General features: G+C 60.7%; 4 protein-coding genes and 1 tRNA gene. 4 read left to right on the forward strand and 1 reads right to left on the reverse strand.

Going from position 1 to position 23,041, the window contains the following annotated elements:
- Positions 1 to 9: 9 nt before the first annotated feature.
- On the reverse strand, positions 10 to 17,505 hold the full coding sequence (locus ACXX81_RS21110) for an Ig-like domain-containing protein (protein WP_458572328.1): 17,496 nt from the start codon (positions 17,503 to 17,505) through the stop codon (positions 10 to 12).
- A gap of 346 nt (positions 17,506 to 17,851) precedes the next feature.
- On the opposite strand from ACXX81_RS21110, the gene ACXX81_RS21115 reads away from it, so the two are divergent.
- From ACXX81_RS21115 to ACXX81_RS21130, 4 genes are all read left to right on the forward strand, one after another.
- Entirely contained in the window at positions 17,852 to 19,204 is a 1,353-nt protein-coding gene (locus ACXX81_RS21115; protein WP_209987392.1) for a TolC family outer membrane protein, read from the forward strand.
- Positions 19,205 to 19,249: 45 nt separating this feature from the next.
- On the forward strand, positions 19,250 to 21,403 hold the full coding sequence (locus ACXX81_RS21120; RefSeq protein ID WP_209987390.1) for a type I secretion system permease/ATPase: 2,154 nt from the start codon (positions 19,250 to 19,252) through the stop codon (positions 21,401 to 21,403).
- Positions 21,393 to 22,769 (forward strand): HlyD family type I secretion periplasmic adaptor subunit, encoded by a 1,377-nt coding sequence (locus ACXX81_RS21125; protein WP_231422687.1) that lies wholly within the window; start codon positions 21,393 to 21,395, stop codon positions 22,767 to 22,769. Before ACXX81_RS21120 ends, ACXX81_RS21125 begins: the two co-directional genes overlap by 11 nt.
- A 119-nt stretch (positions 22,770 to 22,888) precedes the next feature.
- A tRNA-Thr gene (locus tag ACXX81_RS21130) sits at positions 22,889 to 22,964 on the forward strand.
- Positions 22,965 to 23,041 lie beyond the last annotated feature (77 nt).

Here is a 23,041-nt window from a genome sequence, read left to right on the forward strand (position 1 = left end):
CCTGGGTGATCAGTCGTGATGCTTGACGGTCAGGTCGCCACCGGCGATCAGGTTATTGATCGCGGCGCTGCCACTGCCCCAGCTGGCGCCGTCGACCTTGATCGTGACATCGGCCGTGCCGCCGCCCGAGGCAGTGAACGTGCCCGCGCTGCTGACGCTCAGCGTCGAGGTGCCCGACGCATCGGTGGTCAGCTTCAGGTAGTTGGACAGGTTGTTGTCGTTATTGCCTTGCAGCAAGTCGGACAGGTCCAGCTTGTCGCCTTCGCCGTGCTTGAAGTCGGTGATGCGATCGAAGCCGCCGCTGGTGTTGGTGTCGCCTTTGAGCCACACGAAGGTATCGGCACCCGCACCGCCGCTGAGCACATCATCGCCCTTGCCGCCCACCAGAATGTCGTTGCCGGCGCCGCCGGAGAGGCTGTCGTTGCCGCCCTGGCCGAACAGAATGTCGTTGCCGGCGTTGCCGATCAGCGTGTCGTTGCCATCCTTGGTGCCGTAGATGTTCGACGCGTTGGCCAGTGCGCCGATGTCCTGCACGTGTTCGGTGATGTACTGGTGCAAGGTGCGGTCGTCGATGTGGTCGACGGTGGTGGCCAGTTTCTCGGCGGCGAAGGACTTGAGCGCAGCGCTGCCTTCCTGGCCTTTGTAGGTGATCAGGTCGCCGAACAGAATGTCGTTGGCCGAACCGCCGGTGAGGTTGTCGGCGCCCGCATCGGCGGTGTGGCCGGTGATGGCATCGGCCAGCTTCGCCGTGTCGATGGTGGCAACCACCTTGTCGGTGTCGAACTGCTTGAGCACCGTGGTATCGATGCTCGACCCCAGGCCGATGGCCTCGACCGTGACCTTGCTGTCCACCGCGTTGACCAGGTTGGCGTAGGCCGCCTTGGCGCTGGCCAGGGCGGTGTCGGAGTCCTGATAGACCGCCGCCACGTCAAAGCCGCCCTTGGCGTTGGCGACCACGGTGCCTTCATAGATCGCCTGGCCCCAGCCGTTGTAGGAGTAAACCTTGCCATCGCCGTCGACAATCATCCGCGACCAGCCGTTGATGGTGGTGTAGACCGCGCTGCCCTGGCCCAACACGTAGTTGGAGCTGTTGACCACGCTGTCGAAGTAAACGTTCGAGCCCCAGAACGTGCTGGTCGTGCCCAGGTAAGGGTTGCCGTGCACCTCGGTAAATACGTTCGGCGAACCGTCGGTAATGAAGTACGTGAGGTTGGTCGCGCCCTTGTTACTGGTGGCGTCGCTGCTCTTGAACCAGTTGGTGGCCGCGTCGAACGCATCCTGATAGTTGGTCATGTCGCTGGAGTTGGAAGTCATCTGGGTCAAGACCGCCTGCAAGGCCGCCTTGGCAGCGTCCTTGTCGGCCAGATTGACCGAGACCTGAGATTCGATACGCGTGTCGAAATCGACCAGCAGCACTTTCACCACGCCCGAGTCTTTATTGCCGGCATTGGCAATCAATGTATTGAACACGCTGCTCAGCTGGCTCTTGATCGAGTCCATCGCACTGGTGCCGATGCTGCCCGAGGTGTCGACCAGGAAGGCAATGTTGTAGTTGCTGCCCTGGGTGACCACGCCGGCCTTGTCGCCGACCACCACGTTGTTGACCGACGAGCTGCTCAAGTTGATGACATCGGCCACGCCAGTGCCTTCAGTCACCAGGTAGGCCTGCGGCGTTACCGTGATGGTGCTGGTGGCGATGCTGGAACTCAGGCTGTTGCCGCCTTCGTTGTCCATCACCGAGACCTCGATGGTGCGGTCGCCGGTAGCCGGGTACTTGCTGGTGCTGGAATATTGGAACGATTCCAGCAGCGCCTTGTAGGTCGCCGCATCCGCCGCGCCCGACAGGCTCAGCATGATCTTGCCGCTGACGTCAGTGCCGACGCTGGTCAGGGTAATGCCTTTGTAGGTGCCGCCCACCGTCACCAGGCTGGAGGTCAGTTGATCCCCGGCACTGGCGTTTTTGAGGGTGATGCTCGCGCTCTGCATCTGGCTGCTGTCGACGTCGCCGATGGCCACGCTGCCGGTAATCGCCACGCCGCTGGTGCTGCGTTCGTTGTAGGTGGCGGCGAAGCCGGTGGCGACCGCGCCGTCGGCCGTGCTCAGGTCCAGGGTCGGGGCGTCGTTGACCGCAGTGACCACGATGCTCACTTTGCCGGTGGTGACTTGCGCAACGCCGGTACTCAGTTCGGTGGCCGTGGCTTTCACGGTCAGGTCGAAGCTGGCCGTCGAGTCCTTGAACGGGGTGACCGTCAGGGTTTTCAGGTTCCAGGTGCTCACATCGTAGAACGCGGTAGCGCCAGTCGAGGTGAAGCTGTGACCGCTGGTGCCGTCGGTGATCACGGTGCCGGCCGGCAAGCCGCTGATTTCCACCTTGTGGGATTCCGAGCCGTCGTTGTCGACGAACGTGGTGGTGATCGGCGCGACCTTGATAGTGGTGTCTTCCAGCCCACGGTTGTAGACGTAGCCGGTGTAGTAGCCTTCGCCATTGACCACATGGCTGTCGCCCAGCACCGCACCTGCGGCCTTCAAGGCGTCCACGCCGGTGTAGGTCTGCACGCCGCTGTTACCCAGCGACATCGACGGGCCGTTGTTGATCGACACATTGATGTCGTAGTTGCCTGCGGCGGCCTGGTTGTAGTGGTAGATGTCGAGGGTGTAGTAACCCGACTCGGTCGGCGTGTACGCCGTGCCGGTAATCGTGCCGCCCTGTTTACTCCAGGTCTCGCTGGCCACCAGCTTGCCGCCCACGGTGATTGCCAGGCTGTCATCGGCAGTGCCGGTGAAGCTGTAGCTCTTGCCGGCTTCCAGGTAGATCAGGCCGGAGACTTTGGTTGCCGTCCCCTCCGCCACATTACTGTTGCTGACGCTGCTGACCACACCTGTGGAGATCGCGCTGGCAGCGGTCTTGGCGTCGATCACGCGGATCAGGTCGCTGGACAGCGCAACGCCGTTGCCGCTGTTGCCCAGGTCCTTGGCCAGCGTGCCGCCGGTCCAGGTCTGCAGGGTCAAACCGGTTGGCACCGCGCCGTATTGGCTGACACCTACCACCGGCACGTCCGTCACCGGGTGAATATCCACGGTGATGATTTTGGTGTCGCTGTAGGCGCTGCCGTCGTAGGCCTGGAACTTCAGCTGGGTGTAGTCGCTTTGCTTGTTGCCCACACCGGTGCCGCCGAAGCTGTTATCGCCCGACTCGTTGGCCGCCGGGGTGTAGCGCACGTTGTGGCTGTCGAAGTCAGCCTGGCTGAACGCCTTGCCGGCCGAGGTATCGGTTTTCAGGTCAGCGGTGGTCAGTTGCGTCCACACGCCGTTGACTTTGTACTCGATGGCGCCGGCAGGCAGGCTGGTGAACACCACTTTCGGGTTGGCGGAGTCCACATCGTTGACGCCAAAGGTGGCCCAGGTCAGTTCGACCGAGGTGTCTTCGTTGCTGGCGATGTTGCCGTTGGTAGCCGTGGGCGCGTCGTTGACCGGCGTAATGGTGATGGTGCCGTTGACAGCCGGTGAGGTCAGCACGTTGCTGCCGTCAGCGTTGCCGCTGTCGGTGGCGGTGTAGGTGAAGTTCACCGTGCCGTTGAAGTCGGTGGCCGGTTTGAAGTAGACAGTCGCCTCGCCATTGCTGGCGGTGATCGGGCCGGTCACTTTGGTGGTCATCGCGGCATCGGTGTAGAAGGTGCCGTTGCTTGGCGTGCCCACGCTAAAGGATTTCACGTTCGCCAGGCCGTCTACGTCGGTCGCGCTCAGCTTGACCGCGATGCCACTGGTTGGGTCTTCGGCACCGGTTGCGGTTGTAGCAATGGCGACCGGCGCATCGTTGACCGGAGTCACGGTGATGGTGCCGTTGACAGCCGGTGAGGTCAGCACGTTGCTGCCGTCAGCGTTGCCGCTGTCGGTGGCGGTGTAGGTGAAGTTCACCGTGCCGTTGAAGTCGGTGGCCGGCTTGAAGTAAACGGTCGCCTCGCCATTGCTGGCAGTGATCGGGCCGGTCACCTTGGTGGTCATGGCCGCGTCGGTGTAGAAGGTGCCGTTGCTTGGCGTGCCAACGGAGAACGATTTCACGTTCGCCAGGCCGTCTACGTCGGTAGCGCTCAGCTTGACCGCGATGCCGTTGTCTTCGGCACCGGTTGCGGTTGTAGCAATGGCGACCGGCGCATCGTTGACCGGAGTCACGGTGATGGTGCCGTTGACGGCTGGCGAGGTCAGCACATTGCTGCCGTCAGCGTTGCCGCTGTCGGTGGCGGTGTAGGTGAAGTTCACCGTGCCGTTGAAGTCGGTAGCCGGCTTGAAGTAAACGGTGGCCTCGCCATTGCTGGCGGTGATCGGGCCGGTCACCTTCGTGGTCATCGCTGCATCGGTGTAGAACGTGCCGTTGCTCGGTGTGCCCACGCTGAAGGATTTCACGTTCGCCAGGCCGTCTACGTCGGTAGCACTCAACTTGACCGCGATGCCACTGTCTTCGGCACCGGTTGCGGTGGTTGCAATGGCGACCGGCGCATCGTTGACCGGAGTCACGGTGATGGTGCCGTTGACGGCTGGCGAGGTCAGCACGTTACTGCCGTCAGCGTTGCCGCTGTCGGTCGCGGTATACGTGAAGTTCACCGTGCCGTTGAAGTCGGTGGCCGGTTTGAAGTAGACAGTCGCCTCGCCATTGCTGGCGGTGATCGGGCCGGTCACTTTGGTGGTCATCGCGGCATCGGTGTAGAAGGTGCCGTTGCTTGGCGTGCCCACGCTGAAGGACTTCACGTTCGCCAGGCCGTCTACGTCGGTCGCGCTCAGCTTGACCGCGATGCCACTGGTTGGGTCTTCGGCACCGGTCGCGGTGGTTGCAATGGCGACCGGTGCGTCGTTGACCGGGGTCACGGCGATGGTGCCGTTGACCGCTGGTGAGGTCAGCACATTGCTGCCGTCAGCGTTGCCGCTGTCGGTGGCGGTGTAGGTGAAGTTCACCGTGCCGTTGAAGTCGGTAGCCGGCTTGAAGTAGACGGTGGCCTCGCCATTGCTGGCGGTGATCGGGCCGGTCACCTTCGTGGTCATCGCTGCATCGGTGTAGAACGTGCCGTTGCTCGGTGTGCCCACGCTGAAGGATTTCACGTTCGCCAGGCCGTCTACGTCGGTAGCACTCAACTTGACGGCGATGCCGCTGTCTTCGGCACCGGTCGCAGTGGTTGCAATGGCGACCGGCGCATCGTTGACCGGGGTCACGGTGATGGTGCCGTTGACGGCTGGCGAGGTCAGCACGTTGCTGCCGTCAGCGTTGCCGCTGTCGGTCGCGGTATACGTGAAGTTCACCGTGCCGTTGAAGTCGGTAGCCGGCTTGAAGTAAACGGTCGCCTCGCCATTGCTGGCGGTGATCGGGCCGGTCACTTTGGTGGTCATCGCGGCATCGGTGTAGAAGGTGCCATTGCTCGGCGTGCCAACGGAGAACGATTTCACGTTCGCCAGGCCGTCTACGTCGGTAGCGCTCAGCTTGACCGCGATGCCGCTGTCTTCGGCACCGGTCGCGGTGGTTGCAATGGCGACCGGCGCATCGTTGACCGGAGTCACGGTGATGGTGCCGTTGACGGCTGGCGAGGTCAGCACATTGCTGCCGTCAGCGTTGCCGCTGTCGGTGGCGGTGTAGGTGAAGTTCACCGTGCCGTTGAAGTCGGTAGCCGGCTTGAAGTAAACGGTCGCCTCGCCATTGCTGGCAGTGATCGGGCCGGTCACCTTGGTGGTCATGGCCGCGTCGGTGTAGAAGGTGCCGTTGCTTGGCGTGCCAACGGAGAACGATTTCACGTTGGCTAGACCGTCTACGTCGGTCGCGCTCAGCTTGACCGCGATGCCGCTGGTTGGGTCTTCGGCACCGGTCGCAGTGGTTGCAATGGCAACCGGCGCGTCGTTGACCGCAGTGACCACAATGCTCACTTTGCCGGTGGTGACTTCTGCAACGCCTGTACTCAGCTCGGTGGCCGTGGCTTTCACGGTCAGGTCGAAACTGGCCGTCGAGTCCTTGAACGGGGTGACCGTCAGGGTTTTCAGGTTCCAGGTGCTGACGTCGTAAAGCGTGTTCGCGCCGGTCGAGGTGAAACTGTGGCCGTTGGTGCCGTCGGTGATCACGGTGCCTGCCGGCAGGCCGCTGACTTCTACCTTGTGGGATTCCGAGCCATCGTTATCGACAAACGTGGTAGTGATCGGGCTGACCTTGATGCTGCCGTCTTCCAGGCCATGGTTGTAGACATAGCCGGTGTAATAGCCTTCACCATTGACCACATGGCTGTCGCCCAGCACTGCGCCGGAGGCTTTCAAGGCGTCCACGCTGGTGTAGGTCTGCACGCCGCTGCTGCCCAGCGCCATGGACGGGCCGTTGTTGATCGACACATTGATGTCGTAATTGCCCGGGCCGTTCTGGTTGTAGTGATAGACGTCGAGCGTGTAGTAACCCGACTCGGTCGGCGTGAAAGGCGTCGCAGTAATCGCGCTGCCCTTGCTCCAGGTCTCGGTCGACACGACCTGACCGCCCACCGTTACCGCCAGGCTGTCATCGGCAGTGCCGGTGAAGCTGTAGCTCTTGCCGGCTTCCAGGTAAATCAGGCCGGACACTTTGGTCGCCGTGCCATCCACCACGTTAGTGTTGCTGACGTTGCTGACCACACCGGTGAAGGCTGCGCTGTCAGCGGTCTTGGCGTTGATCACCCGGATCAGGTCGCTGGACTGCGCAACGCCGTTACCGCTGGTGCCCAGGTCCTTGGCCAGCGTGCCGCCGGTCCAGGTCTGCAGGGTCAAACCGGTCGGCACCGCGCTGTATTGGCCAAGGCTCACAACCGGCACGTCCGTCACCGGGTGGATATCCACGGTGATGGTTTTAGTGTCGCTGTAAGCGCTGCCGTCGGTGGCCTGGAACTTCAGCTCGGTGTAATCGCTTTGCTTGTTGCCCACACCGCTGCCGCCAAAGCTGTTGTCGCCCGACTCGTTGGCCGCCGGGGTATAGCGCACATTGTGGTTGTCGAAGTCGGCCTGGCTGAACGCCTTGCCGGCCGAGGTATCGGTTTTCAGGTCAGCGGTGGTCAGTTGCGTCCACACGCCGTTGACTTTGTACTCGATGGCACCGGCAGGCAGGCTGGTGAACACCACCCCTGGGCTGGCCGAATCCACATCCTTGACGCCGAAGGTCGACCAGGTCAGTTCGACCGAGGTGTCTTCGTTGCTGGCAATGTTGCCATTGGTGGCAATGGGTGCGTCGTTGACCGCCACGATATTCACGTTCAGCGTGCTGCTGGAGCCGGTGTTGGTGGTGTAGCCGATTTGCGGTACATCACCGTTGAAGTCTTTGACCGGTGTGAAGGCGTAGGCACCGTCTGCGCCGATGGTGATTGAGCCAACGCCCGCAATAACGGCCGTCTGGCCGGCGGCGTAACTGGTGCCACCGACGTTGAACGTGGCGACAGTCAGTACGTTGTCGACGTCAACGTCATTCGAAAGGACATTGCCGGTGGCAACGTTATCTTCCAGGGCGCTGCCGGTATCGGCCTTGAGGACGCTCGCGTCATCAACCGCGTCGATCTTCACGTCCAGCGTGCTGCTGGAGCCGGTGTTGGTGGTGTAACCGATTTGCGGCACGTCGCCGTTGAAGTCTTTGACCGGGGTGAAGGCATAGGCGCCGTCGGCACCGATGGTGATTGAGCCAACACCCGCGATAACAGCGGTCTGGCCGGCGTTGTAACTGGTGCCGTTGACGCTGAAAGTCGCAACGTTCAACACGTTGTCCACATCCACGTCGTTGCTCAGCACGTTGCCAGTGGCAACGTGATCTTCCAGGGCACTGCCGGTGTCGGCTTTGAGGACGCTGGCGTCATCAACCGCGTCGATCTTCACGTCCAGCGTGCTGCTCGAACCGGTGTTGGTGGTGTAGCCGATTTGCGGCACGTCACCGTTGAAGTCTTTGACTGGCGTGAAAGCATAGGCGCCGTCGGCACCGATGGTGATTGAGCCAACACCCGCGATAACAGCGGTCTGGCCGGCGTTGTAACTGGTGCCGTTGACGCTGAAAGTCGCAACGTTCAACACGTTGTCCACATCGACGTCGTTGCTCAGCACGTTGCCAGTGGCAACGTGATCTTCCAAGGCGCTGCCGGTGTCCGCTTTGAGGACGCTTGCGTCATCAACTGCGTCGATTTTTACGTCCAGCGTGCTGCTCGAACCGGTGTTGGTCGTGTAGCCAATTTGCGGCACGTCGCCGTTGAAGTCTTTGACCGGTGTGAAGGCGTAGGCGCCGTCGGTGCCAATGGTGATTGAGCCAACGCCCGCAATAACGGCCGTCTGGCCGGCGGTGTAACTGGTTCCACCCACGTTGAACGTGGCAACAGTCAGTACGTTGTCTACGTCAACGTCATTCGAAAGGACATTGCCGGTGGCAACGTTGTCTTCCAGCGCACTGCCGGTATCGGCCTTGAGGACGCTCGCGTCATCAACCGCATCGATCTTCACGTCCAGCGTGCTGCTCGAACCGGTGTTGGTGGTGTAACCGATTTGTGGCACGTCACCGTTGAAGTCTTTAACAGGCGTGAACGCGTAGGCGCCATCAGTACCAATCGTGATTGAGCCAACACCTGCGATAGTCGCGGTCTGGCCGGCGGTGTAACTGGTGCCGTTGACGCTGAAAGTCGCGACGCTCAACACGTTGTCCACATCGACGTCGTTGCTCAGCACGTTGCCAGTGGCAACGTGATCTTCCAAGGCGCTGCCGGTGTCCGCTTTGAGGACGCTCGCGTCATCAACTGCGTCGATTTTTACGTCCAGCGTGCTGCTGGAGCCGGTGTTGGTGGTGTAGCCGATTTGCGGTACGTCGCCGTTGAAGTCTTTGACCGGTGTGAAGGCGTAGGCGCCGTCAGTACCGATGGTGATGCTACCCACACCTGCGATCACAGCGGTCTGGCCGGCGTTGTAACTGGTGCCGTTGACGCTGAAAGTCGCGACGCTCAACACGTTGTCCACATCGACGTCGTTGCTCAGCACGTTGCCAGTGGCAACGTGATCTTCCAAGGCGCTGCCGGTGTCAGCCTTGAGGACGCTCGCGTCATCAACTGCGTCGATTTTTACGTCCAGCGTGCTGCTCGAACCGGTGTTGGTCGTGTAGCCAATTTGCGGCACGTCGCCGTTGAAGTCTTTGACTGGCGTAAAGGCATAGGCGCCATCAGCACCAATAGTGATGCTGCCCACACCCGCAATCACGGCCGTTTGGCCGGCGTTGTAACTGGTGCCACCTACGTTGAAAGTCGCAACGCTCAACACGTTGTCCACATCAACGTCGTTGCTCAACACGTTACCAGTGGCAACGTTGTCCTCCAACGCGCTACCGGTGTCGGCCTTGAGGACGCTCGCGTCATCTACAGCGTCGATCTTCACATCCAGCGTGCTGCTGGAACCGGTGTTGGTGGTGTAACCGATTTGCGGCACGTCACCGTTGAAATCTTTGACCGGCGTAAAGGCGTAGGCACCGTCCGCAGCGATGGTGATAGAGCCAACACCTGCGATAGTCGCGGTCTGGCCTGCGTTGTAAGTGGTGCCATTAACGTTGAAGGTCGCAACGCTCAACACGTTGTCGACATCGACGTCGTTGCTCAACACGTTGCCGGTAGCAACGTTGTCTTCCAGGGCGCTGCCGGTATCGGCTTTCAACACGCTCGCGTCATCAACCGCGTCGATTTTCACGTCCAGCGTGCTGCTCGAACCTGTGTTGGTCGTGTAGCCGATTTGCGGTACGTCGCCGTTGAAGTCTTTGACGGGGGTGAAGGCGTAGGCGCCGTCAGTACCGATGATGATTGAGCCGACGCCCGCGATAACAGCGGTTTGACCTGCGGTATATGTAGTACCACCCACATTGAAGGTGGCGACGGTCAGTGTGTTGTCTACGTCGACATCGTTGCTTAGCACGTTGCCGGTGGCAACGTTGTCTTCCAGCGCACTACCGGTGTCTGCTTTGAGGACGCTCGCGTCATCTACAGCGTCGATCTTCACATCCAGCGTGCTGCTGGAACCGGTGTTGGTGGTGTAACCGATTTGCGGCACGTCACCGTTGAAATCTTTGACCGGCGTAAAGGCGTAGGCACCGTCCGCAGCGATGGTGATAGAGCCAACACCTGCGATAGTCGCGGTCTGGCCAGCGGTATAGGTGGTGCCGCCCACATTGAAGGTGGCAACAGTCAGTGTGTTGTCTACGTCGACGTCATTCGAAAGCACGTTGCCGGTGGCAACGCTATCTTCCAGGGCGCTGCCGGTGTCTGCTTTGAGGACGCTCGCGTCATCTACAGCGTCGATCTTCACATCCAGCGTGCTGCTGGAACCGGTGTTGGTGGTGTAACCGATTTGCGGCACGTCACCGTTGAAATCTTTGACCGGCGTAAAGGCGTAGTTGCCGTCGGTACCGATGGTGATTGAACCAACGCCCGCGATGGTCGCGGTTTGACCTGCGGTATATGTGGTGCCGCCGACGTTGAAGGTCGCAACGCTCAACACATTGTCCACATCGACGTCGTTGCTCAGCACGTTGCCAGTGGCAACGTTATCTTCCAACGCACTACCGATATCAGCTTTGAGGACGCTTGCGTCATCAACTGCGTCGATCTTCACGTCCAGCGTGCTGCTCGAACCCGTGTTAGTGGTGTAACCAATTTGTGGCACGTCGCCGTTGAAGTCTTTAACGGGGGTGAAGGCGTACGCGCCGTCAGCGCCGATGGTGATGCTGCCCACGCCCGCGATCACGGCCGTCTGGCCGGCGGCGTAACTAGTGCCACCGACGTTGAACGTGGCGACAGTCAGCACGTTGTCGACGTCGACGTCATTCGAAAGGACGTTACCAGTGGCAACGTTATCCTCCAGAGCACTACCTGTGTCCGCTTTGAGGACGCTGGCGTCATCAACCGCGTCGATCTTCACATCCAGGGTGCTGCTGGAACCGGTGTTGGTTGTGTAGCCGATTTGAGGCACGTCACCGTTGAAGTCTTTGACCGGGGTGAAGGCGTAGGCGCCGTCGGCACCGATGGTGATTGAGCCAACACCCGCGATAACAGCGGTCTGGCCGGCGTTGTAAGTGGTTCCACCGACATTGAACGTAGCAACAGTCAGTGTGTTGTCCACATCGACGTCGTTGCTCAACACATTACCAGTAGCAACGTTATCTTCCAGGGCGCTGCTGGTGTCCGCTTTGAGGACGCTCGCGTCATCAACCGCATCGATCTTCACGTCCAGCGTGCTGCTCGAACCGGTGTTGGTGGTGTAACCGATTTGTGGCACGTCACCATTGAAGTCTTTAACAGGCGTGAACGCGTAGGCGCCATCAGTACCAATCGTGATTGAGCCAACACCTGCGATAGTCGCGGTCTGGCCGGCGTTGTAAGTGGTGCCATTAACGTTGAAGGTCGCAACGCTCAACACGTTATCGACGTCAACGTCGTTGCTCAGCACGTTACCGGTGGCAACGTTGTCTTCCAAGGCGCTGCCGGTGTCCGCTTTGAGAACGCTCGCGTCATCTACAGCGTCGATCTTCACATCCAGCGTGCTGCTCGAACCGGTGTTGGTGGTGTAGCCAATTTGTGGAACGTCGCCGTTGAAGTCTTTGACTGGGGTGAAGGCGTAGGCGCCGTCGGTGCCAATGGTGATTGAGCCAACGCCTGCAATAACGGCCGTCTGGCCGGCGGTGTAACTGGTTCCACCCACGTTGAACGTGGCAACAGTCAGGGTGTTGTCTACATCCACGTCGTTGCTCAACACATTGCCAGTGGCAACGTTGTCTTCAAGCGCGCTGCCGGTGTCGGCTTTCAACACACTCGCGTCATCAACAGCGTCGATCTTCACGTCCAGCGTGCTGCTCGAACCCGTGTTAGTGGTGTAACCAATTTGTGGCACGTCGCCGTTGAAGTCTTTAACGGGGGTGAAGGCGTACGCGCCGTCAGCGCCGATGGTGATGCTGCCCACGCCCGCGATCACGGCCGTCTGGCCGGCGGCGTAACTAGTGCCACCGACGTTGAACGTGGCAACAGTCAGTACGTTGTCGACATCGATGTCATTCGAAAGGACGTTGCCGGTGGCAACGTTGTCTTCCAGGGCGCTGCCGGTGTCCGCTTTGAGGACGCTCGCGTCATCAACCGCGTCGATCTTCACGTCCAGGGTGCTGCTGGAGCCCGTGTTGGTGGTGTAGCCGATTTGCGGTACGTCGCCGTTGAAGTCTTTGACCGGGGTGAAGGCGTAGGCACCGTCTGCAGCGATGGTGATCGAGCCAACGCCTGCGATGGTCGCGGTTTGACCTGCGGTATACGTGGTGCCGCCTACGTTGAAGGTCGCAACGCTCAACACGTTGTCGACGTCAACGTCGTTGCTAAGCACGTTGCCGGTGGCAACGTTGTCTTCCAGGGCGCTGCCGGTATCGGCTTTCAACACGCTCGCGTCATCAACCGCGTCGATCTTCACATCCAGCGTGCTGCTGGATCCGGTGTTGGTGGTATAGCCGATTTGCGGCACATCGCCGTTGAAATCTTTGACTGGCGTAAAGGCATAGGCGCCGTCGGCAGCGATAGTAATGCTGCCGACGCCTGCAATCACCGCCGTCTGGCCGGCGGCGTAACTGGTGCCACCTACGTTGAAGGTCGCGACGCTCAACACGTTGTCGACGTCAACGTCGTTGCTCAGCACATTGCCAGTGGCAACGTTGTCTTCAAGCGCGCTGCCGGTGTCGGCTTTCAACACACTCGCGTCATCAACTGCGTCGATCTTCACGTCCAGCGTGCTGCTCGAACCGGTGTTGGTTGTGTAGCCGATTTGAGGCACGTCACCGTTGAAGTCTTTGACCGGGGTGAAGCTGTACGCGCCGTCAGCACCGATGGTGATAGCTCCAACACCTGCGATGGTTGCGGTCTGGCCAGCGGTATAGGTGGTGCCGCCCACATTGAAGGTCGCAACAGTCAGTGTGTTGTCTACGTCGACGTCATTCGAAAGGACGTTGCCGGTGGCAACGTTATCTTCCAGGGCGCTGCCGGTGTCCGCTTTGAGGACGCTCGCGTCATCTACAGCGTCGATCTTCACATCCAGCGTGCTGCTGGAACCGGTGTTGGTGGTGTAACCGATTTGCGGCACGTCGCCGTTGAAGTCTTTGACCGGTGTGAAGGCGTAGGCACCGTCTGCAGCGATGGTGATCGAGCCAACGCCTGCGATGATTGCCGTCTGGCCGGCGGCGTAACTAGTGCCACCGACGTTGAACGTGGCAACAGTCAGTACGTTGTCGACATCGATGTCATTCGAGAGGACGTTACCAGTGGCAACATTATCTTCCAGAGCGCTGCCGGTGTCCGCTTTGAGGACGCTTGCGTCATCAACCGCGTCGATCTTCACGTCCAGCGTGCTGCTGGAGCCGGTGTTGGTGGTGTAGCCGATTTGCGGTACGTCGCCGTTGAAGTCTTTGACCGGGGTGAAGGCGTAGGCGCCGTCGGCGCCGATGGTGATTGAACCAACGCCCGCGATGGTCGCGGTTTGACCTGCGGTATATGTGGTGCCGCCGACGTTGAAGGTCGCAACGCTTAAGACGTTATCCACATCGACATCGTTGCTAAGCACGTTACCGGTGGCAACGTTGTCTTCCAGGGCACTACCGGTGTCTGCCTTGAGAACGCTCGCGTCATCAACAGCATCGATCTTCACATCAAGCGTGCTGCTGGAACCGGTGTTGGTGGTGTAACCGATTTGCGGCACGTCGCCGTTGAAGTCTTTAACCGGCGTAAAGGCATAGGCGCCATCAGCACCAATAGTGATGCTGCCCACACCCGCAATCACGGCCGTTTGGCCGGCGTTGTAACTGGTGCCACCTACGTTGAAAGTCGCAACGCTCAACACGTTGTCCACATCAACGTCGTTGCTCAACACGTTACCAGTGGCAACGTTGTCCTCCAACGCGCTACCTGCGTCCGCTTTGAGGACGCTTGCGTCATCTACGGCGTCGATCTTCACGTCCAGCGTACTGCTCGACCCCGTGTTAGTGGTGTAGCCAATTTGCGGCACGTCACCGTTGAAGTCTTTGACCGGCGTGAAGACGTAGGCGCCGCCTGCACCGATGGTGATTGAGCCAACGCCAGCAATGGTCGCGATCTGGCCTGCGTTATAGCTTGTGCCGTTGACGCTGAAGGTCGCAACGCTCAACACGTTGTCGACGTCGACATCGTTGCTCAGCACGTTGCCGGTGGCGACGTTGTCTTCCAATGCGCTACCGGTGTCCGCTTTGAGGACGCTTGCGTCATCAACCGCGTCGATCTTCACGTCCAGCGTGCTGCTGGAGCCGGTGTTGGTGGTGTAGCCGATTTGCGGTACGTCGCCGTTGAAGTCTTTGACGGGGGTGAAGGCGTAGGCACCGTCTGCAGCGATGGTGATCGAGCCAACGCCTGCGATGATTGCGGTCTGGCCGGCGGCGTAACTGGTGCCACCGACGTTGAACGTGGCAACAGTCAGTACGTTGTCGACATCGATGTCATTCGAAAGGACGTTGCCGGTGGCAACGTTGTCTTCCAGGGCGCTGCCGGTGTCCGCTTTGAGGACGCTCGCGTCATCAACCGCGTCGATCTTCACGTCCAGGGTGCTGCTGGAGCCCGTGTTGGTGGTGTAGCCGATTTGCGGTACGTCGCCGTTGAAGTCTTTGACCGGGGTGAAGGCGTAGGCACCGTCTGCAGCGATGGTGATAGCGCCCACGCCTGCGATGATTGCGGTCTGGCCGGCGGCGTAACTGGTGCCACCGACGTTGAACGTGGCAACAGTCAGTACGTTGTCGACATCGACGTCGTTGCTCAACACGTTGCCGGTGGCAACGCTGTCTTCCAAGGCGCTGCCGGTGTCCGCTTTGAGGACGCTTGCGTCATCAACCGCGTCGATCTTCACGTCCAGCGTGCTGCTGGAGCCGGTGTTGGTGGTGTAGCCGATTTGCGGTACGTCGCCGTTGAAGTCTTTGACCGGGGTGAAGGCGTAGGCACCGTCTGCAGCGATGGTGATCGAGCCAACGCCTGCGATGATTGCGGTCTGGCCGGCGGCGTAACTGGTGCCACCGACGTTGAACGTGGCAACAGTCAGTGTGTTGTCTACATCGACGTCATTCGAAAGGACGTTGCCGGTGGCAACGTTGTCTTCCAGCGCGCTGCCGGTATCGGCTTTCAACACGCTCGCGTCATCAACCGCGTCGATTTTCACGTCCAGCGTGCTGCTCGAACCTGTGTTGGTCGTGTAGCCGATTTGCGGTACGTCGCCGTTGAAGTCTTTGACTGGCGTGAAGGCATACGCGCCATCAGTACCGATAGTGATGCTACCCACGCCTGCGATAACAGCGGTTTGGCCTGCGGTATAAGTGGTACCACCGACGTTGAAGGTCGCAACGGTCAGTACGCTATCTACGTCAACGTCATTCGAAAGGACATTGCCAGTGGCGACATTGTCTTCCAGGGCGCTACCGATATCTGATTTGAGAACGCTCGCGTCATCAACCGCGTCGATCTTCACATCCAGCGTGCTGCTGGATCCGGTGTTGGTGGTGTAGCCGATTTGCGGCACATCGCCGTTGAAGTCTTTGACCGGGGTGAAGGCGTAGGCGCCGTCGGCGCCGATGGTGATTGAACCAACGCCCGCGATGGTCGCGGTTTGACCTGCGGTATATGTGGTGCCGCCGACGTTGAAGGTCGCAACGCTTAAGACGTTATCCACATCGACGTCATTTGAGAGCACGTTGCCGGTGGCAACGTTATCTTCCAGCGCACTACCGGTGTCTGCCTTGAGGACGCTCGCGTCATCTACAGCGTCGATTTTCACGTCCAGCGTGCTGCTCGAACCCGTGTTGGTGGTGTAACCGATTTGCGGCACATCACCGTTGAAGTCTTTGACCGGCGTGAAGGCGTACGCGCCGTCAGCGCCGATAGTAATCGAGCCGACGCCAACAATAGTCGCGGTCTGGCCGGCGTTGTAAGTGGTGCCGTTGACGCTGAAAGTCGCGACGCTCAATACGTTGTCGACGTCGACATCATTCGAAAGCACATTGCCAGTGGCAACGTTATCTTCCTGCACCGTGCTGGTGTCCGCTTTCAACACGCTCGCGTCGTCGACCGCCACCACGTTCACATTCAGCGTGCTGGTCGAACCGGTGTTGGTGGTGTAGCCGATCTGCGGCACATCACCGTTGAAGTCCTTGACCGGGGTGAAGGTGTACGCGCCATCGGCGCCGATGGTGATGCTGCCCACGCCGGCAATGGTCGCGGTCTGGCCGGCATTGAAGGTGGTGCCGCCCACGTTGAAGGTGGCAACCGACAGCACATTGTCGATATCGCTGTCGTTGCTCAGCACATTACCGGTCGCAACGCCGTCTTCGGCGAGGGTGGCGGTGTCGGCCACCAGCACGCTCGGGTTATCCACAGCGATCACTGTGGTGGTCGCCGCTTGCGGGTTGATCGCGAGGTTCTCGTAGTTGCCACCGCTGGCGGCCGTGATGCTCGCGCTGACGGTCAGGTCCTTGCCATCGGCCAGGTTCGCCGGGGTGTCGACGCTGACGGTGCCGGTGGTTTTGCCGGCTTCAATGGTGATGGTGGTGTTGTTGGACAGGGTGACGGTGACGTCGGTCTGCGCGGCGTTGGTCACCGTGGCGGTGTAGACGATCTTGCCGCCCTCATCCACCGAGGCGGCGGAGGTGAGGGTCACGGTGGTGGTGTCGATGGTGTCGTTGACTTGCGTCACCGCAGGCGTCGGATCCGTGGTGACGACCACGTTGCCGCCGCCGGAAGTGCCGGCGATGGTGGCGGAGATCGACGAGGCATCCAGGTACGGCGTGTCATTGCCGGCGAAGGTGACGTTCAGCGCGCCGGAGGTCTGGCCGGCCGCGATCACTACGGCCAAGCCGTTGGACAAGGTAACGGTGAGGTCGCTGGTCGGCGCCTGGGTGGCGAATGCGGTGTAAACCACCACGCCGCCGGCTTCGGTGATGGTCGGCGTGGCGGTCAGGGTGACGGTGACGTTTTGCGCAGTGGCGCCGTTGTTAGTGTTGCCGGCGGTAAGCGGCGCAGCGCCGGCATCCGCAGCGTTCAGGCCGTTGGTCGGATAGCCGATGGTAGGGTCGACCACACCTGCGGTCGCGTCCAGCACCACGAAGCTGTGCCCGCCCCCGACAGCGCCGTCTGCACCGGCCGCGCTCGGGCCGGCGGCGGTGGCTTCGAGGTCCTGGGTCGGGTCGGCGCCGGCGGCGATGGCTTGCTGCAGCTCGGCAACGGACGGTGCGGCCTGGGCAGTGGCGGCGCTCAGGTCAGTGGACGAGTCAGGCGCGTCGGCGCTCCACTGGCTGTCGCGGCCCAGGTCGATCACGCGGCCATCGGTAAGCTCCAGCGACACGGCGCCAGCGGGGCCGGTATCGACCTGCTCCCCGGCGAACAGGCGATCACCTTCTACAAGCAGGCGACGAATCCCTTCCGGGGATACCGCAAACACTTGACCGACAATGCTTTTGACGACCGCAACGCTGCTCATAAAAAATCTCCGAAATACCGTTCAGGGGGCATCCATCAAGGAGACCGGCCCTACCGCTGGTGCCGATTCAATAGCTGGAGTACTTGAATTTCTGCGTAAAAATTTTGGCGTCAATATTTTGATGTTTTTCCGGAAGAATTACTTTTCCGTCAAGGTATTGACCTATTGGGCGCCATCCTAAACAATCCGCCCCGTAATGTCACATTGATATTTAAGCGGCCTCGCGACTTTCTGTTTGCGCCCTCCGGCGCCCAATAAAAACGGGCATTTCGAGTTGCCACTCCCATGCAATATTCCAATTTTGTTGCAGCTTTGCAGGCAACCAGATCTCCGGGGAAACATCAGAATGCGTTTGCACTTTTTCATCGCCGTGCCGTTCGCTCTCGCCGCCAGTTTCGTGCAGGCACAAACCCTCCCTGAGGCCATGCAAAAGGCAGTGGACGTGCACCCGGAGATCCAGGCTGGCGTGAACGCGCGCATCGCTGCCGACTATCAAGTGCGAGCGGCCCAGGGCGGCTACCTGCCTAAAGTGGACTTGCTGGGCGGTTATGGCCGTGAAAGCTCCGACAACATCAACACCCGCGCCGCCAGCAACAGCCATGACTGGAAAACCCTGAACCGGGGTGAGTCGAGCATTCGCCTGCAACAGAACCTGTTCCAGGGCTTCGGCACGCAAAATGAAGTCAGCCGCCAGCAAGCCACTGCCAATTCCCGTGGCTATGCGTTGCTCAACACCACCGAGCGCACTGCCCTGACGGTCGCCCAGGTTTATCTGGATGTGCTGACCCGTCGCGAGATGGTGCAACTGGCAGAAGACAACCTGAAAAGCCACGAACGCATTTTTGACCAGATCAAACTGCGCACCAGCCGTGGCGTCGGAAGAATGGCGGACATGGACCAGGCCGAAGCCCGACTGGCTCAAGCGCGTAACAACCTGCTCACCGAGCAGACCAACCTGGAAGACGCCAAGGCCAACTACATCAGCGCCGTCGGCCAGGAGCCCGATCAACTGGAACGACCGCAGGGCTTTGTCGCCCTGATGCCGGCCAACCTTGAAGAAGCGCGCCGCCAGATGGTGGAGAGCAGCCCGGTATTGCGCTCGGCCGAATCGGACATCGCCGCCGCCGAAAAGCAGTACGAAGCCGCCAAGTCGACCTTCTACCCGCGCTTTGATGCCGAACTGCAGCGCTCGGCCAACAACAATGTCGGCGGCGAAGAAGGCCATGACAATGGCTACTCCGCCATGCTGCGCATGCAGTTCAACCTGTACTCCGGCGGCAGCAACAAGGCCGACCTGCAGTCCAAGGCCTCCCAGGCGTCCCAGGCGCTGGATATCCGCAACAACGCCCTGCGCGAATTGAACCAGGAATTGAGCCTGGCGTGGAACGCCTACAACAATGCCACGGCGCAGGTGCCGATCGCCCAGGAGTACGTGGACCGCAGCACCCGCGTGCGCACCTCTTACCAGCAGCAGTTCAGCCTCGGTGAGCGTACACTGCTCGACCTGCTCGACAGCGAGAACGAACTGTTCACCGCGTCGCAGCGTCTGGCGCAGATCAAGAACCTGCAGTTGTACACGCAATACCGCATCAAGGCCGACATGGGCCAACTGCTGAGAAGCCAGGGCATCGTCGCCCCGCTGGCCTCGGTCGTGCAAAACGAAGTCAAAACGAAAGTGAACCTGCCAGGGATGAACTGATTTTTTACGGAGTTGGAGCACTCAACGCATTAAGAGAGAGTCAGCTTGAATTCTGATATCGATGTGGCGCAGCTCAACCATGACCCGCGCAGTCAGCACGACGATCCTCTACTGGATGGTCTGCTGACCCTCTGTTCCCTCCATTACAAACCCGCCAGCCGGGCCATGCTGACCACCGGCCTGCCCCTGGCCGCGCAACGCCTGAGCGCCGAGCTGCTGCCACGCGCAGCCGCCCGCGCAGGTTTGCAGGGGCGGTTGCTGCAACGCAAGCTGGAACAGATTCCGACGATTGCCCTGCCGGCCATGCTGCTGCTCAAGGAGGGGCGCAGTGCGGTGCTGCTGGGCTGGGACGGGGACACGGCGCGCCTGCTGCTGAGCGAAAGCGACGGCGGTGAGGTTCATGTCAGCCGTGAGCTGTTGAGCCAGGACTACAGCGGCCGGGTGTTCTTCGCTCAGCCGCAGCACAAGTTCGATGTCACCAACGGCACGCTGATCCCGCGTGCGCGCTCGTGGTTTCGTGACACTCTAAAACGCTCACGCTGGCTGTACGCCGACGCCATCGCCGCGAGCCTGGTGATCAACCTGATCGCCCTGGCCGCGCCGCTGTTCGTGATGAACGTGTACGACCGCGTGGTGCCGAACCAGGCCACCGCCACCCTGTGGGTACTGGCCATCGGTATCTGTGGCGCCTACCTGTTCGACCTGCTGCTCAAGAGCCTGCGCAGTTTGTGCCTGGACCTGGCGGGCAAGAAAACCGACCTGATCATTTCCGCGACGCTGTTCGAGCGCATCGTGGGCATGGCGATGAAAGTGCGTCCGGCACGGGTGGGCAGTTACGCGCAAAATATCCATGAGTTTCAGGGGATGCGCGACTTCCTCACGTCCCTGACCCTCACCAGCCTGATCGACCTGCCGTTTACCCTGATCATCCTGCTGGTGATCGCCCTGCTCGGCGGCCACCTGGTGTGGATCCCGATCATCGCCTTCCCGTTGGCGCTGGGTATCGGCCATATGTTGCAGAAGCCGCTGACGGCGACCCTGCAACGCACCATGGCGCTGGGCGCCGAGCGCCAGTCGAGCCTGATCGAAACCCTCGCCGGGCTCGATGCGGTGAAGGTCAACAACGCCGAGAGCGAGCGCCAGTACCAGTGGGAACAGACCATCGGCACCCTCAGCCGGCTCGAACTGCGAGTGAAAGTGCTGTCGGGCCTGGCCATGAACATCACCTTGCTGATCCAGCAAGTGGCGGGCGTGGCGATGATCATTTTCGGTGTGTACCAGATCATCGACGGCAACCTCAGCATGGGCGGCCTGGTGGCGTGCTACATGCTCAGCGGCCGCGCGCTGGGGCCGCTGGCCCAACTGTCCGGGCTGTTGACCCGTTACCAGCAGGCCAAGGTGACGATGGTGTCGGTGGACGAGATGATGGAGCTGCCGCAGGAGCGCAATTACGACGAGCGCCCGCTCAGCCGTAAAGCGCTGCAAGGCGCGATGGCGTTCCGTGAAGTCGACTTTACCTACCCGAACCAGCAGACCCTGGCGCTGCGCGGTATCAACCTGAATATCCGCCCCGGCGAGAAGATCGGCATCATCGGCCGCAGCGGCTCGGGCAAAAGCTCGCTGGCCAAACTGCTGGTCGGCCTGTATCAGCCGGACGCCGGCTCCTTGCTGGTGGACGGCGTGGACATCCGCCAGATCGACGTCAGCGAACTGCGCCACAACATCGGCTACGTGGCCCAGGACATTCAATTGCTGGCCGGCACGCTGCGCGACAACCTGGTGTCGGGTGCGCGCTATGTCGACGATGAAATGGTCTTGCAGGCAGCCGAGCTGGCCGGCGTGCATGAGTTTGCCCGGCTGCATCCGCAAGGCTACGAGCTGCAAGTGGGCGAGCGCGGGCAAAACCTGTCCGGCGGCCAGCGCCAGAACGTTGCCCTGGCCCGTGCGCTGCTGCTCAACCCGCCGATTTTGTTGCTGGACGAGCCGACCAGCGCCATGGACAACACCGGCGAAGAGCGCCTCAAGCAGCGCCTGCAGTCGGTGATCGAAAACAAGACGGTGATTCTCGTCACCCACCGTGCTTCGCTGCTGAGCCTGGTCGACCGCCTGCTGGTGATCGACCGCGGGCAGATCCTCGCGGACGGCCCGAAAGCGGCCGTTATGGAAGCGCTGAAAAAGGGGCAGATCAGTGTCGCTTAAATCCGGACCACGTCGCCTCAAAGACGTCATCGTCGGTTATTTCAGAGGCACCGACTCCCTCGACGACCAGCCCTTGCCCGAAGTGGAAAAAGCCCTGGTCGACGACGCACCGCGCATCGTGCGCCTGACCATCTGGGGCGTGATCGGCTTCTTCGTATTCCTCGTGCTGTGGGCGCACTTCGCGATCATCGATGAAGTGACCAAGGGCGAAGGCAAGGCCATCCCGTCATCGCGCATCCAGAAAATCCAGAACCTTGAAGGCGGCATCGTCGCGCAGATCTACGTGCACGAAGGCCAGATCGTCGAACCCGGCGCGCCGCTGGTGCGCCTGGACGACACGCGCTTTGCCTCCAACGTCGGCGAAACCGAAGCCGACCGCGTGGCCATGGAACTGCGCGTGGAGCGCCTGAGCGCGGAAGTGGAAAACCGCCCACTGAACATCACCGAAGATGCCCGCAAGGCCGTGCCCAACCAGGCCTCGAACGAAGAGTCGCTGTACCTGAGCCGGCGCCAGCAACTGGCCGACGAGATTGGCGGGCTGCAACAGCAATTGCTGCAGCGTCAGCAGGAGCTGCGTGAATTCAGCTCCAAGCAGGAGCAGTACCGCAACAGCCTGAGCCTGCTGCGCCAGGAGATCGGCATGTCCGAACCGCTGGTGCAGCAGGGTGCTATTTCGCCAGTGGAAGTGCTGCGCTTAAAACGTTCGGAAGTTGAAACGCGTGGCATGCTCGACGGCACCACCCTGGCCATCCCGCGTGCCCAGGCGGCCATCAACGAAGTGCAGCAAAAGATCAACGAAACCCGCGGCAAATTCCGCAGCGAAGCCCTGGCCCAGCTCAACGAAGCACGCACCAACCTGAGCAAGGCCCAGGCCACCTCCAAAGGCCTGGAAGACCGCGTGAGCCGCACCATGGTCACCTCGCCGGTGCGCGGCATCGTCAAGCAGATGCTGGTGAACACCGTGGGCGGCGTGATCCAGCCCGGCAGCGACATCGCCGAAGTGGTGCCTCTGGACGACACCCTGCTGGTGGAAGCACGCATCCGTCCGCAGGATATTGCCTTCCTGCACCCGGGCCAGGAAGCCATGATCAAGTTCACCGCCTACGACTACACCATCTACGGCGGCCTCAAAGGCAAACTCGAACAGATCGGCGCCGACACCGTGCAGGATGAAGAGAAGAAAAACACCTTCTACGTCATCAAACTGCGCACCGAACGCAGCCACCTGGGCACCGATGAGAAACCGCTGCTGATCATCCCGGGCATGGTGGCGTCGGTGGACATCATTACCGGCAAGAAAAGCGTGCTGAGCTACCTGCTCAAGCCGATCATCAAGTCACGGGCCGAGGCATTGCACGAGCGTTGATGGCTTTGGATTTACGCGGTGTGCGTAGGGAATTGGAGAAAACTGAGGATTTCGCAAAAATAGTCAGTTTTCAGGGGTTTACAGGATCTCGCCAATCGCTATAATCGTCGCCCTAACACGCCGGTATAGCTCAGTTGGTAGAGCAACTGACTTGTAATCAGTAGGTCCCGGGTTCGACTCCTGGTGCCGGCACCACATTAGGATCCATTGCATTCCACTGAATGCTCTGGAAGCCCCGAAAACCCGCCCTTTGGCGGGTTTTTTCGTTCCAG

This window comes from Pseudomonas sp. GNP013, assembly GCF_054343995.1.